The following is a 13,307-nucleotide window of genomic DNA, read 5'->3' on the forward strand; positions in this document are numbered from 1 at the left end:
TCCCCGCAGGCAGGCACAGGGGTATCCCCTGTGACGTGGCCTACATACACGAGTAGCCTAACCCCAGACTGTCCGGATGTTGGAACTCTGTTGCCAAACCGTGACCCGACAAAAGCGTGACCGCTAGCGTCAAGCGCAATGTATTTCAAGTCACACGCTACTGGCTGGTAGTATTCGCCGCCCGGCGATCCCGGTTAGGGCCAGTTAACTCGGATCTGCCGCCATCAACTGCGCCCGCAACTCGCGTCGTTCCCGCTGTTTTTCGGGATCCGGCAGCGGCACGGCGGCCAGGAGACGCTGGGTGTAGGGTTCCTGCGGGTTGCGCAGGATCTGGTCGCGGGTGCCCTGCTCGACGATGCGGCCGCGCTGCATCACGCAGATCCTGTCCGCCAGCACATCGACGACGGCGAGGTCGTGGGTCACGAAGAGGCAGGCAAAGCCGAGCTCCTTCTGCAGGTTCTGGAACAGATCGAGCACCTTTGCCTGCACGGACACGTCCAGCGCAGAGGTGGGCTCGTCGGCGACCATCAGTTTCGGCTTGAGGGAGAGCGCCCGGGCGATGCCAACGCGCTGCTTCTGGCCGCCGGAGAGCTCATGCGGGTAGCGGTTGCGGTAGTTGCGCGGGAGCTCCACCTGATCCAGCAGCGCTTCGATCCGCTTCTGCAGCTCGACGCCCTTCGCCACGCCGGCCAGGAACATCGGCTCGCCAATGCTCTCGCCGATGGGAAGCCGCGGGTTCAGCGACGACGACGGGTCCTGGAAGACCATGCCGACGTGGCGTCGCATCTCGTGAAGCTGCCGGCCGTTCCGCTTCGCCGCGGAAATGTCCTGGCCGACCACCTTCATAGTGCCGGCCGCCACGGGCAGCAGGCCGACGGCGGCGCGGCCGATCGTGGTCTTGCCCGAACCGGACTCCCCCACCAGCCCGACAACCTGCCCTGGATAGATCACCAGGTTGGCCCCCTCCACGGCGCGGAACGCGGGGACCCGGCCCTGCTTGGGGTACTCGATGGCCACATCGGTCAGCTCCAGCACCGGCTCGCCCTGCGGCTTCGCAGCGGCTGCAGCGGCGAGGGCAGCTGCGTTCTCGCGTTCGCGCCGGAGGAGTTGCTCCTCCGGAATGGAGGTGAGTTCGGCGTGGGCGGCGGCAGCGAGGGCCGCGGTGACGTCCACTTCCCCGCTGGTGTCCGAGCCTCCCTGGCCGAGGTGCGGAACGGCCGCCAGCAGGGCCTTGGTGTATTCGTGCTGCGGGTTGTGGAAGATCTGGGCGGCCGTGCCGGTTTCAACGATCACGCCGCGGCGCATCACCGCGATCCGGTCCGCCAGGTCAGCCACGACGCCCATGTCGTGTGTGATCAGGACGATGGCGCTGTCCAGCTTGTTGCGCAGGTTCCGCATGAGGTCCAGGATTTCCGCCTGGACGGTCACATCGAGTGCCGTGGTGGGCTCATCCGCGATGAGCAGCTTGGGATCACAGGACAGGGACTGGGCAATCATGGCGCGCTGCCGCTGGCCGCCGGAGAGCTGGTGGGGATAGGAGCGGAAGGCCTTCTCCGGGTCGGGCAGCTCCACGAGCTCGAGCATACGCAGGGCGCGGAGCCGGGCTTCGTCGGGAGACACTTCGCTGTGCAGCCGAACCGTCTCCACGATCTGGGCGCCCACCGTGTAGACCGGGTTCAGGGCCGTCATGGGCTCCTGGAAGATCACGGCAACTTCCTTGCCCCGGACGGCCCGGATGTTCGCCTCGTTCGTCCCCAGCAGTTCCTGCCCGACGAGCTTGACGCTTCCGGTCACCCGGCTGTTGCTCGGCAGCAGGCCCAGCAGGGCCATCGAACTGGCACTCTTGCCGGATCCGGACTCCCCCACGATCGCGAGAACTTCACCGGCACGCACCTCGTAGTTCAGACCGATCGCTGCCGGCACCCATTTCTTGTCCACGCCGAAGTCGACGCTCAACCCGCGGACCTCAAGTACGGGTTCGTTCCTGCCCGGAGCAGGGGCAACAACGGGATCGAGGGTGATGAAGTCAGTCATGATGGGGCTTTCCTTCCACCCGGGCCGCCGGTTCACCGGGGATTAGTGCTGCGGCTCGGAATACTGAATTATTAGGGGCATGAGCTCTACGCCGCATGCCGGTACCGTTGAAATCTTCAAGGCCCGAACGAATTTCTGGTTCGCCTGGCTGTCCTGGTCGGTTGCCGCGCTGGGCATCGTGGTCACGGTCATGACTGCCGGCCTCGAGGCCCTGGCCGGAACGGCGCCGCTGCTGCTGATCGCGTTCCTTGGCTGGCAGCTGTTCTGGATGCCCGCCGTCGTGGTCCACCAGCGCGGGGTCACGCTGGAGAACCCGTTCCGCACCGTCGTGGTGCCCTGGGAAGCGCTGGTGCATGTCGACACCCGCTTTGCCCTCACCCTGGTCACGGCCGATAAGAGCTACGCGGCCTGGGCAGCGCCCGCGCCCGGCATCTGGGGCGGGCGCAACGCCCAGCCGGAGGACCTCAGGGGCCTTCCCGCAACAACCTACGGTCCCGGCCAGTCCGTGCGGCCCGGGGATCTCAAGACCACCGATTCCGGCCAGGCAGCGCGGATCGTACGGTCCCGCTGGCAGGACCTGGTGGAAAGCGGAGAGCTTGCCGCCGGTGACGCCGCCGCCGCGGTGAAGGTGACGTACCGCTGGGCGGCGGCTGCCGCCGTCGTACTGTTGCTGGCGGCCAGCTACTGGACGGTGGCCGCCCGGTAGCTCGGCCGTGCAGTCGCTGCGGGACGTGGGCACCTAGTGGTCCTTGGTTCCGTCGAACGCGGTGACAGGCGTCGGCTCAAGCGGATGCCCGGCGTCCTTGGCCTTCTTGGCGTTGAACTTCTTCTGCCGCGGATCGAAGGCGTCCCGCAGGCCGTCACCGATGAAGTTGATGCTCAGGCAGATCAGGACGATGAACAGGCCCGGGTACCAGAACAGCCACGGCCGCGTGGCAAAGGCCTCCTGATTCTGCGAAATGAGCAACCCCAGTGAGGTGTCCGGAGCCTTCACGCCGACGCCGAGGTAGCTCAGGGCCGTCTCGGTGAGGATTGCGGCGGACATGGTCAGCGTGATGTTGACAATCAGCACACCGACGGCGTTGGGCAGGATGTGCTTGAAGATGATCCTGGCGTTGCTGGCGCCCGAGATCCGGGCCGCGTCCACGAATTCGCGTTCACGCAGTGAGAGGAACTCCCCGCGCATCAGCCGGGCGAGTCCCACCCACGTGATCAGGCCGAGGAAGATGCCCAGCGCGAGGACGCCGTTGTTGCTGGCAAAGGAGGAAAACCAGCCGCCGGAGTCACGCCGGCCGGCCATCTGTGCCATCACGGCGGCGAGCAGCAGGCCCGGGATGATGATGATGACGTCGGTGAGGCGCATCAGCACCGCTTCGGTCCAGCCGCGGAAGTACCCGGACAGGGCCCCGACCACGACGCCGATAAAGCCGGCAATGAGCCCGATCACCACCATGACGGTGATGGACTGCTGGGCGCCGCGCATGGTCATGGCGAAGAGGTCGCGGCCGATGCGGTCCTGGCCGAAGGGGTGCTCGCCCCAGGCCAGCGGCCACAGCGAGGCGGTGGGCACGCCGTCGTTGACCAGCGGGGTGACCTCGTCGTGGCTGTATTTCCACCAGCCCGGGATGCCCCAGTAGCCCACGGAGGTGAATGCCATAACAAAGATGATGGAGAAGGCGACGAGTCCGATGATGGCCCCGGTGTGGCCCAGGAACCGTTTCCGGACAATCTGCCCCTGGCTCAGGCCCTTGGCGTCGAGGACCGGCTCGATGCCGGCCGCGGACTGCGGCAGCCCCGCGTCTTCTGCCATGATCTCGTCCTGCTGACTTGGCTGGCTCATGCTTTTACCCTTACGCGTGGATCAAGTGCGGAGTACGCAAGGTCCGCAATGAGGTTGAAACCCATGGCCGTGATGGCCACACAGAGGAAGACGCCCATCACGGGGTTGGGATCGACGTGCATGATGCCGTCGAGGAACAGGAAACCCATCCCGCGGACGGAGAAGACGGTTTCGGTGATAACGGCGCCGCCGATCAGCGCGCCGATGTCGAAGGCAACGATCGTGGCGATCGGGATCAGCGCGTTGCGGAAGGCATGGCGCATCACCACGGTCCGTTCCGACAGTCCCTTGGCCCGGGCGGTCCGGATGTAATCCATGTTCATGATTTCCAGCATCGAGGCGCGGGTGAATCGGGTGTATCCCGCCAGCGAAATCAGGATGAGTGCAATGGTCGGAAGGATCAGGTGCGTGAAGGAGTCCAGGCTCAGGGTCCAGAAGTCGCCCTCGATGTTCGGGGTGCTGGCGCCAATGGTGGCGATGGGGCGGCCGCGGACCCGGCTGTTGTTGAAGTACGCGGGCCATGCCTGCATAAAACGGTCCAGCAGGATCAGGAATCCGACCAGGAACGAGGTGATCGCGGCAGCCCGCATGGACTGGCCGCGGTCGTAGCCGCCCATCAGGTAGCCGATGCCCATCCCTACAAGGACCGCGGCGATCGCGAGGAGCACGATCATCAGGAATGTCGCTTGATCGAGCAGCGGCTGGATGACGAAGTACACAACCAGCCCGACGCCGACGGCGATCAGCGCCGACTGCAGCGCCTTGCGGTTCTTGAGGCCTGCCGAGAGCAGGGTCACGGCGAACGCAATACCGACGCCGGCGATCGCGATGACCAGCGGTCCCAGCCCGGGGTTCTTGAACCACTCGGTGGCGGAGAAGTACATCAGCACGGCCGCGGCAAACATGAACACAACGCCGCCGAGGAGCAGCCTGCGTTTCATCTCGCCGCCGACTGTCACGGCCGCCAGCACACCGAAGACGGCACCGATGGCGAGGGCTGCCGCTATGGGTATCTCAGGATTCCTGAGGAAGTTGTTGAACCCGATGGCGCCGAACTCCTTCAGGAGGACCGCAACCCAGAAGATCGGGAGGGAGAAGAACAGGAAGGCCATGAAGGTCACGCCGTAGTCCAGGGTGCTGTACTGGCGCAGCGCCGTGATGATGCCGAGCGTGATGCCGATCAGGATGGCCAGCACGGTGGCTCCGGTGACCAGGGTCAGGGTCTGGATCAGTGCGTGCCCGAGGGCATCGGTAATGGGCTGGCCCGCAATGTTCTTGCCCAGGTCGCACGAATTGGCGAACGGGATGAGGCACTGCGCGGCACCGCCGAGCCAGTGGAAGTACCGGATGGGTGCCGGGGTGTCCAGCTGCAGCAACTCGGTGCGGGCGTCCATCAGTTGCTGTTTGTTGGGGGCGCTGCTGGCGCGGAATTCCTCGAGGGGGTCGCCTGACGCCGCTGTCAGGAGATACACCAGGAAGGATGCACCAAGAAGTATGAGGGCGGCGGTGATAAGCCGCCGGACTATGTAGGTCACCATTGGAATAGAACCTCGGTATTCGGGGCCAGGGGTTGCCCGGACCGGTCGCAGAGTTTGGCCGTTTTCCCGCGATGGCGGGGCGGGCCCGCCATCATGAGGGGGTGTCGCTAGAAAGGCGTCGGGACCAAATTGCCCGGTCCCGACGCCTTGAGCTAGCTAAGTGTCACTTGCGGTCGTCGGCTACTTCTGTGCCCATTCCCAGAAGTTCCACCAGACACCGGTCTGGTTCGGCATGTACTTCACGCCGGTGATGCGGTCGCTGTAAGCGTCCACGCCGACTGCCTGGAACAGCGGAAGGCCGTAAGCGGAAGCCCAGATCTTCTGGTCGATCTGCTTGATGAGCTCATCCTGCTTGGTCTTGTCGGTGGTGACAATCAGTTCATCCATGAGCTTGTCGGCTTCCGGATCGCTGAACAGGTTGAAGTTGGAGTCGTTGCCCGACTTGAAGATCTGCGGAACGCCGGAGACGCCGACACCCGAGTTGATCCAGCCGAAGATGGTGGCATCGTAGGAGCCGTCACCGAGGGCCTTACCCCAGTCAGACTTGCCCAGGCCGCCGTCGACGATCTTGAAGCCGGCCTTGGTGGCGGACTCGCTGATCAGTGCGAACGCGTCGGCACGGTTGGGGTTGTCCTTGTTGTACATGATGCGGACTTCAGGCGTGGCACCGTTGAGGAGCTTCTTTGCACCTTCGATGTCGACATCCTGGTAGGCCGAGGAGCCGTTCTCCTTGACGGAGTCGGCGTACAGTGCCTGGTCCGGCACGAACAGCTGGGAGTCGAGCGGCTTGGCCTCCGGGTCCAGCTTCTTGACGATCTTGTCAACGATGTCCTTGCGCGGGACGCTCTTCATGAACGCTTCGCGGACATTCTTCTCGGCGAATACGCCGGTGTAGTTGAGGTCGATGTGGTCGTAGGAGAGCTGGTTTCCGACCTCGACCGTAACGCCCTGGCTTTCGAGGGCCTTGAGCTGCTCCACCGTGTCAGCGGAAGCCTGCGGTGCGATGATGTCGGCTTCGCCGTTCTTAAGCGCCTGAACCTGGGCGGGAGCGGAACCGATGTAGCGGACCGTGATCTCGTCCAAGTTGGCTTCCGGACCCCAGTTGTAGTCCTTGTTCTTGACCATGGTCAGGGACTGGTCCTGGTTGACACCCTTGACGATGTAGGGGCCGTTGGAGAGGTACAGGTTGGGATCGGCCGGCAGGGTCTTGGTATCGAAGCCGGTGTTCCACATGTCCGCCATGGCCTTCAGCTGCGCGTTGGCAGGCTTGGGTGCCTTGGCATCGCCGCGGGGCATGCCCTTGACGAGGTCGACGAACGCCTTGGCATCCGCCAGTCCGGCCTTCTTGGCCAGGACGTGGGCCGGGATGTCGATTCCGGGTCCGCCAATGGCGATTTCCCAGTCGGCGAACGGCTTGGAGTACTTCAACGTCATGGAGCGGCCGTCTTCGCCGAGCTCCGGGAAGTCCGTCAGGGCGATGCCCGTGGGGTCGCCGGCGTAGGAGAAGTAGGACGTTCCGGTCTTGGCCTCTGCGTTCGCGTCGTCGTAGTACCCGGAGAATGCGGCCCACTGCAGCACCAGGTCGGCTGCGGTAACGGGAGTGCCGTCCGACCACTTCACGCCTTCGTTGATGGTGTACTTGACCGTCAACGGGTTGTCCGAGACCTTTTCCATCTTGCCGAACTTTTCGTTGCGTACAACGTTAAGCTTGTTGTCGATGTAGAAGAACCCCGAGTGGGTGGCGTAGCTGATCTTCGAGTTGATGTCGGTGTTGCCGTCCGCCGTGTTGGGGTTGAACGTGTTGAACGCGTTCACCTCCACGACTGTTGCAGATCCGCCTGATTTGCTTGCTGCCGCAGCAGTCGACGGGGATGACCCGCCGCTGGTGCCAGCGCAGGCGCTGAGGGCGAGGGCAGCTGCTGCTGCCACGCCCACTGCTTTGGAAATACGACCGAAGCGCATTCCGCCTCCTTGTTTCTGTGGTGTGGTTGAGACCGAGGCCGTAGGCACCGGGCAGACGTCCACACTCCCCCAGCGGCAGTGTGGTGCGTCTCACATGGGATGTAGCGTAAACCTCAAAATCAGCGCGAAGCGACGAAAGTTGACCAACTGTAAAGTTCGTTACAGAGCTGCAACATTCGGCCGTGATCCGGGCGCAGAATTCCGTCGGGGGTATTGACGGGGCGGGACCTCCGCGCTAATCTCCCCCGGACACAGAAGGAGCCCTGATGAGGAAATCGGGGCTTCTCGAGTTAATCGTTAATTACTTGACGACATCCGGCCGAATGACAGCGGAGGCGGCTAAAGCGTTGCGCGTCCTTCGCCGAGGCTGCCGCTTGAGTCATGGATCAATCTTCAACGTGTACTGATCTGGATGTTGCTGGTGGGATACCGATCTCCTCAACGTCATGGGTGCCGCAGCGCGCCCTTGTTACCGTGGCGTGCTCGATGCGGCTCATGCGAAACCAGCGCATTCCGTTGCGTAGCTGGCACCAACCAATCAGGTACCAGTGGCCGTTCGTTGAGGCGAAAATTACTGGTTCAACGTCCCTGGTGGTCTTATTGCCATCCTGTGCGGCGTAGCGGATGCGAACCACGTGCTGCTCAGACATCGCTTCCTCAAGGGCCGATCTGACGGCCCGTGTTCCGGGCTGATCCGTGTTAACCCAGATGCGGCGTGCTAGTTCATCGACCTTTACGCGGGTACGAGGATCTAGTACGTCCATGATCTTCCTGATGGCGACCGAGGCAAGATCAGCGTAAGGCGCATCAGGGGCAGCTGAAACCGCGGCGAGGAGAGCCACCGCCTGAGCGGGGGTGAGGCTCACAGGCGGGAGGTTAGCTTGGGTGGCCAGACCATATCCACCGCTTGGTCCGGGACGGGACCAGATTGGAGCCCCACTGTTCTCAAGCGCATCAATGTCTCTCTTGATCGTGCGCACAGACACGCCGAACTCGTTGGCCAACCGGTCTGCCGTGCATCCCCGAGACCCGCTGCGTCGCAGCATCTCCGACAATGCGTGGAGGCGCTCCACCCGCTTTATGTCTCCCACCCACCCTGAACCATGCCATAAATAGTGCCATACCGTTGTTCACGAGGCGCGCGAGGATTGTGGCATGACAACAGACACAAGCAAGCAGACGATCCTTCTGATTCCCGGCCACTGGCTGGGAGCATGGGCATGGGACGACGTCCTGGAGCACCTGACATCCCTGGGCCACCGGGCGGTCCCGCTGACCCTGCCCGGCCTCGACACAACAGATACCGAGCGGGTGACCAGAACACTGGACGAGCAGGTGGCGGCAATCGAACAGGCCGCCACTGGCAGCTCCGGGCCAGTGGTCATCGTGGCGCATAGCGGAGCCAACGCTCCGGTGAGCCTTGTGATCGATCGGCACCCCGAACTGGTCAGCCGTGTGATCTGGGTTGACAGCGGCCCAGCAACGTCCGGGGTCGCCTTTGCCCCCGACCTCCCAGAGGATATGGAGGGACTTCCGCTGCCACCCTTCGAGATGCTCGGTGAGCAGGCCAGCCTTGAGGGCCTGAGCAGCAATGTACTTGAGCGGTTCCGGGAACGCGCAGTGTCCGAGCCCGGAACTGTCCTACGACAGGTTGTGCAACTCAAAAATGACGCACGCTTCGACGTACCCACCACCTTCGTTTGCTGTTCAATCCCGAGTTCGCAGGTAATGGAACTGGTCAAGGCTGGCCATCCCATGTTCGCCGAGGCCGCCAATCTCAAGAGCGTTGAGTACGTCGACCTTCCGACCGGCCACTGGCCTATGTGGAGCCGCCCATCCGACCTTGCTCAGATAATTGCGACGGAATCCTCTAACAACTGATAGAACACGTAGCCGCGTCCGCGGAACCCATGCCGTGGTATTTGTGCCGCGCCGCGGACTCCCGTGCCGGCGGAATCGGGAGGCATCGGGCTTCGATGCCTCCCGTGCTGAGCCTAGAAGGCAGTGCTGGGCAAATCCTTCTCGCCATCGACGATCGCGGCGATAATCCGCGCGGCAACCAGGTCCGGGTCCAGCGCCGCTCCGAACCGCGGCGCTGACCCGGCGATCGGATGCTCGGACAGCGCGGTGCCAGTGTGGCCCGGGCGGGCGTCCACGATGCGGATGCCCGCGCGACGATACTCGCGCGCTGCTGCGACAACGAAGGCCGCGAGCCCGGCTTTCGACGCCGAGTATGCTGCCAGACCGGCGGCTGGTGTCTCAGCGACAACGCCGCTCAGTGTCACGACGAATGGCTCCCGGCCGTCATGTGCCGAGGCCGCGAGGTAGGGCTGGCTCTGGGTGATGAGCTGGATCGCACTGGTCGTGTTCACAGCGAAAAGTTCGTCCACCGTGGCGGGTTCAAGGTCTGATGCGGCGCCGAAGGCGACGACCCCGGACGCGACCACTAGTCCGTCGAGACGTCCGTGCTGCAAATTGGTGTCCTCCAGCACCTCCCGGATCACAGAGGGTGCGCGCAAATCGTGCCCAGCAGACTTTGACGACCGGACAACGATGGCGCCGTTACTCTCCAACTGAGCGGCGATGCGCGCGCCGAGCCCGCCGGTGGCGCCGACTACCAGAACCACCGCGCCCTGAAGAGTCGTCATTGATAGATCCTAAATCACGTGCGGCAGGCAGCCCAGCTAGCGCCGGTTTTCTGAGGTTGCACGGCTGCGGTATTCCCTATGCAAGGAGGCAGGCTTCGTCTCCGCCACAAGCGGTGCTTGGTCGAGGACCTGTGGATTCAGGCCGCCTTGGCAACCGCGGGTGTGCAATCTGTCCGCAGCATAGAACACGCGTCTGCTTTGAATTCCCTGCGCGGCCCTAGTCACACCGCTGCGCAGGTGGTCGGCCAGGCGGGTGAACGTCTCGGATGTGTTCGGGTGACCCAGCTGGCACAGCTCGTCCGCGACGACGTCCGCATGCTCGGCGGCGCGACGATCCTAGCCCGACGGCTTTTTTGGACGGTTTCTGGATGGGTCGGGCCACCACCAGCGATGTCGCGATCGGCGCTCAGCCCTGCGTTGGGCCGCGTCCAGATAGTCCTCGCGCGCCGCATCAAAGACCTCGTGAGGCAATCTCAGCGTTGCGCGACTCAACTGGCGTCCTACCAGCAGATCGCTGATTGCTGCCGGTATCTCCCGCATCCCCCGAGCACCTTTCACGGACTGCTTGAGCTGCACGCCCTGTTCCGTGAGCCGCATCCCCCAAGAAGAGTCGACCTCGGCAAGGCGGGAACCGACCAGGATCGCTATCGCCGTCTCTAGCCGTTCCCGGGAAGGGACGTCGGCCTCCAGCATGTCCCACCCCGGCAGCAGCGCTCTGAGCGACGAGGAGCGCTTCCCATAATGCAGCAGGGTCACTAGCGTTGCAGCGTCATCCATGTCTGTGCGGTCCACGCCGTTCAGCCTAGACGAGCGCGGCGTGCGCGACGCCCTCCGCCTCAGGTTTGTCTCGGGAACGAGCCGAAGAGAGTCAGGAGGTAGATCTCATCGGGGACTCGGCGACGCATAGGACTCCGGTGTTACCGTCCTGGTCGGCGATTACGGTGAGCGACGGCGCGATGCTGTCATCGACGACAGTCCCGCCCGCGGCGACGGCAGCGGCGATTCGTTGCTCGGCCACTTCGGGCGCCACATAGATCTCGACGTGAAACCGCTGACTCGGGGTCCCGTGCTCACCGGCGTCCCCAAACCACAGGTTTGGCACACGCCCTGTGGCATCCCTTATCTCGTCGCTGGGCGACCCGTGACCCTGGGCCTCGGCGTTCCCGGTCAACAGGGCGGCCCACACCGGGGCGATGGTCGCGGAGTGGGCCGTATCGAGACCGAGCTCGATGACGCTGACCGAGGCCGGGTCGGCGTCGATGTCGTGGTCAGCGGCGATCTCGGTGATCCGTCGCGCGAGGTCGATATCTTGCTGGGTTACCCACTCGACGACGCGCTCGGTGCCCTCGTCGTCGCGGTAGATGGCGTCGGCGCTGACCATCTTGAGATCGACATAGCCTTTGCCGATCGACACACTCGGGTGGTGCCCGAGCGCATCGCCCGCCTCGCCTACCGCAGTAACGAACCGTGCACCGGCGCCGAAGTCGTCCACCAGATAGCGGGCATGAAGTCCCTGGGCCAACTTGCGCCAGTCGGCCAGCCGCGCCTCAGCGATCTCCTCGCCATTCAGCATGTCCATGTTCCGAGCCTCACCTATGGTTGAGTCTGAGCGCCGGAAATCGCCATCAGTACGTGCCTCCCGCCGCTGTTGCCAACAGTAAAACCGATACCGAACGCATCTTCAAGGGAAGTCAGCGCCTGCTGCCTAACCGAAGGTGTCTCCTCCAACGCGAACGTGGTAGTGGGCAGCAGCCCGCAAGCCGGTGGCCTAACGGGCGCTTTGCTTCCGAGTAGGGATCACCCAGCCGGACGCGTTCGGGGAGGTCACCTCTTGCTGACCCAAATTTCTGTGATGCAAAGTCAGACGTCACGGTGATCCCCTATCCCGAGTCCATTAAGGCCTGTCGGACCAGCTGGAACGAACCGTGGTCGGCTCTGGGAGGGACAATGGTCGCCGGCAAGGGACAAGCGAGCGTCACACGGTTCTGGCCTCGAACACTGGCCAGTCGTTCCTTGCGCGACAAGATGCGTACTCACTTTGACGTCGCAACCGGTGACAGAATGCGATAGCCGCCAAGAACACGTGTTCTTGGCGGCTATCGCAAAAGGTTCCTGGGAGGTCAGGACCTACACATTGAACCTAAATTCGACCACGTCGCCGTCGGCCATGACGTATTCCTTGCCTTCAATGCGGACCTTGCCGCGGGACTTCGCCTCGGCCATGGATCCGGCCTCGATGAGGTCGTCGAAGGAGACCACTTCGGCCTTGATGAAGCCGCGCTGGAAGTCGGAGTGGATGACGCCGGCGGCCTGCGGTGCGGTGTCACCCTGGTGGATGGTCCAGGCCCGGGTTTCCTTGGGCCCCGCCGTGAGGTAGGTCTGCAGTCCGAGGGTGTGGAACCCGACGCGGGCCAGCTGGTCGAGGCCGGATTCGTCCTGTCCGTTCATCTCCAGCATTTCGCGGGCCTCTTCCTCGTCCAGCTCGACGAGGTCGGATTCGAGCTTGGCGTCGAGGAAGATCGCGTCGGCCGGGGCCACCATGGCCCGCAGCTCCGCCTGCTTCTCCGGGCTTCCGAGGATGCCTTCGTCCGCGTTGAAGACGTAGATGAACGGCTTGGCGGTCAGAAGACCGAGCTCCTTGAGGTGCTCCATCTCCAGCTTGTCGCTCTTGATCGAGGAGAAGATGGTGTCGCCGCGTTCAAGCACGGCCTGGGCCGCCTTGATGGCGGCCAGCTCGGCGGCTTCCCGCTTCTTGATCTTGACTTCTTTTTCGATCCGGGGAATGGCGTTTTCGATCGTCTGGAGATCGGCCAGGATCAGCTCGGTGTTGATGGTCTCCATGTCGGAGCCGGGATCCACTTTGCCGTCGACGTGGATGACGTCGGGATCATCGAACACGCGGACAACCTGGGCGATGGCCTCGGCCTCGCGGATGTTGGCGAGGAACTTGTTGCCCAGGCCTTCACCCACCGACGCGCCCTTCACGATCCCGGCGATGTCCACGAAGGACACCGGCGCGGGCAGCAGCCGCTGGGAGCCGAAGACGGCGGCCAGCTTGGCGAGCCGCGGGTCCGGCAGGTTGACCACACCGACGTTGGGCTCGATCGTGGCGAACGGGTAGTTCGCTGCGAGCACCTGGTTGCGGGTCAGTGCGTTGAAAAGAGTTGATTTGCCGACGTTGGGCAGTCCGACGATGCCAATAGTAAGAGCCACGAGTACTAATTCTACCCGCTGCTGCCGGGGACCCTGTGACGGCCCGGCCCGCCGTCCGCAGGGCGCCGGCCG

11 protein-coding genes are annotated in these 13,307 nt (G+C 63.8%); 2 read left to right on the top strand and 9 right to left on the bottom strand.

The window, feature by feature from the left end; all coding sequences use genetic code 11:
- Positions 1–204: 204 nt before the first annotated feature.
- A complete protein-coding gene (locus FS787_RS04735; RefSeq protein WP_144671118.1) occupies positions 205–2,034 on the bottom strand; it encodes an ABC transporter ATP-binding protein in 1,830 nt (609 codons plus the stop codon).
- Positions 2,035–2,113: 79 nt separating this feature from the next.
- Here FS787_RS04735 and FS787_RS04740 point away from each other — a divergent pair, with 79 nt between their 5' ends.
- Positions 2,114–2,740 (top strand): PH domain-containing protein, encoded by a 627-nt coding sequence (locus FS787_RS04740; RefSeq protein WP_144671119.1) that lies wholly within the window; start codon positions 2,114–2,116, stop codon positions 2,738–2,740.
- A 33-nt stretch (positions 2,741–2,773) separates the two neighbouring features.
- Here the strand turns inward: FS787_RS04740 and FS787_RS04745 are convergent, their stop codons facing one another.
- The 4 genes from FS787_RS04745 to FS787_RS04760 form a co-directional block, all read right to left on the bottom strand.
- Positions 2,774–3,874, bottom strand: coding sequence for an ABC transporter permease (locus FS787_RS04745; protein ID WP_395940314.1), 1,101 nt, complete (start codon positions 3,872–3,874; stop codon positions 2,774–2,776).
- The gene (locus FS787_RS04750; protein ID WP_144671120.1) at positions 3,871–5,412 is read right to left on the bottom strand and encodes an ABC transporter permease; all 1,542 of its coding nucleotides are present in this window, start codon (positions 5,410–5,412) and stop codon (positions 3,871–3,873) included. Before FS787_RS04750 ends, FS787_RS04745 begins: the two co-directional genes overlap by 4 nt.
- Positions 5,413–5,592: 180 nt before the next feature.
- A complete protein-coding gene (locus FS787_RS04755) occupies positions 5,593–7,374 on the bottom strand; it encodes an ABC transporter family substrate-binding protein (RefSeq protein ID WP_144671121.1) in 1,782 nt (593 codons plus the stop codon).
- Positions 7,375–7,760: 386 nt separating this feature from the next.
- Entirely contained in the window at positions 7,761–8,456 is a 696-nt protein-coding gene (locus FS787_RS04760; protein ID WP_144671968.1) for a YafY family protein, read from the bottom strand.
- Between the two features lie 73 nt (positions 8,457–8,529).
- On the opposite strand from FS787_RS04760, the gene FS787_RS04765 reads away from it, so the two are divergent.
- The gene (locus FS787_RS04765) at positions 8,530–9,255 is read left to right on the top strand and encodes an alpha/beta fold hydrolase (RefSeq protein ID WP_144671122.1); all 726 of its coding nucleotides are present in this window, start codon (positions 8,530–8,532) and stop codon (positions 9,253–9,255) included.
- 113 nt (positions 9,256–9,368) lie between these two features.
- Here FS787_RS04765 and FS787_RS04770 read toward each other — a convergent pair whose 3' ends face one another.
- From FS787_RS04770 to ychF, 4 genes are all read right to left on the bottom strand, one after another.
- Positions 9,369–10,022, bottom strand: coding sequence for an SDR family oxidoreductase (locus FS787_RS04770; protein WP_144671123.1), 654 nt, complete (start codon positions 10,020–10,022; stop codon positions 9,369–9,371).
- Positions 10,023–10,358: 336 nt separating this feature from the next.
- A complete protein-coding gene (locus FS787_RS04775) occupies positions 10,359–10,814 on the bottom strand; it encodes a hypothetical protein (RefSeq protein WP_144671124.1) in 456 nt (151 codons plus the stop codon).
- Positions 10,815–10,890: 76 nt separating this feature from the next.
- A complete protein-coding gene (locus FS787_RS04780) occupies positions 10,891–11,601 on the bottom strand; it encodes a 4a-hydroxytetrahydrobiopterin dehydratase (protein WP_144671125.1) in 711 nt (236 codons plus the stop codon).
- 548 nt (positions 11,602–12,149) lie between these two features.
- Positions 12,150–13,235: a redox-regulated ATPase YchF gene (gene ychF / locus FS787_RS04785; protein WP_144671126.1), complete on the bottom strand. Its 1,086-nt coding sequence runs from the start codon at positions 13,233–13,235 to the stop codon at positions 12,150–12,152.
- Positions 13,236–13,307: the final 72 nt, after the last annotated feature.

The organism is Arthrobacter sp. U41, from assembly GCF_007679325.1.
Taxonomy (GTDB): Bacteria; Actinomycetota; Actinomycetes; order Actinomycetales; family Micrococcaceae; genus Arthrobacter.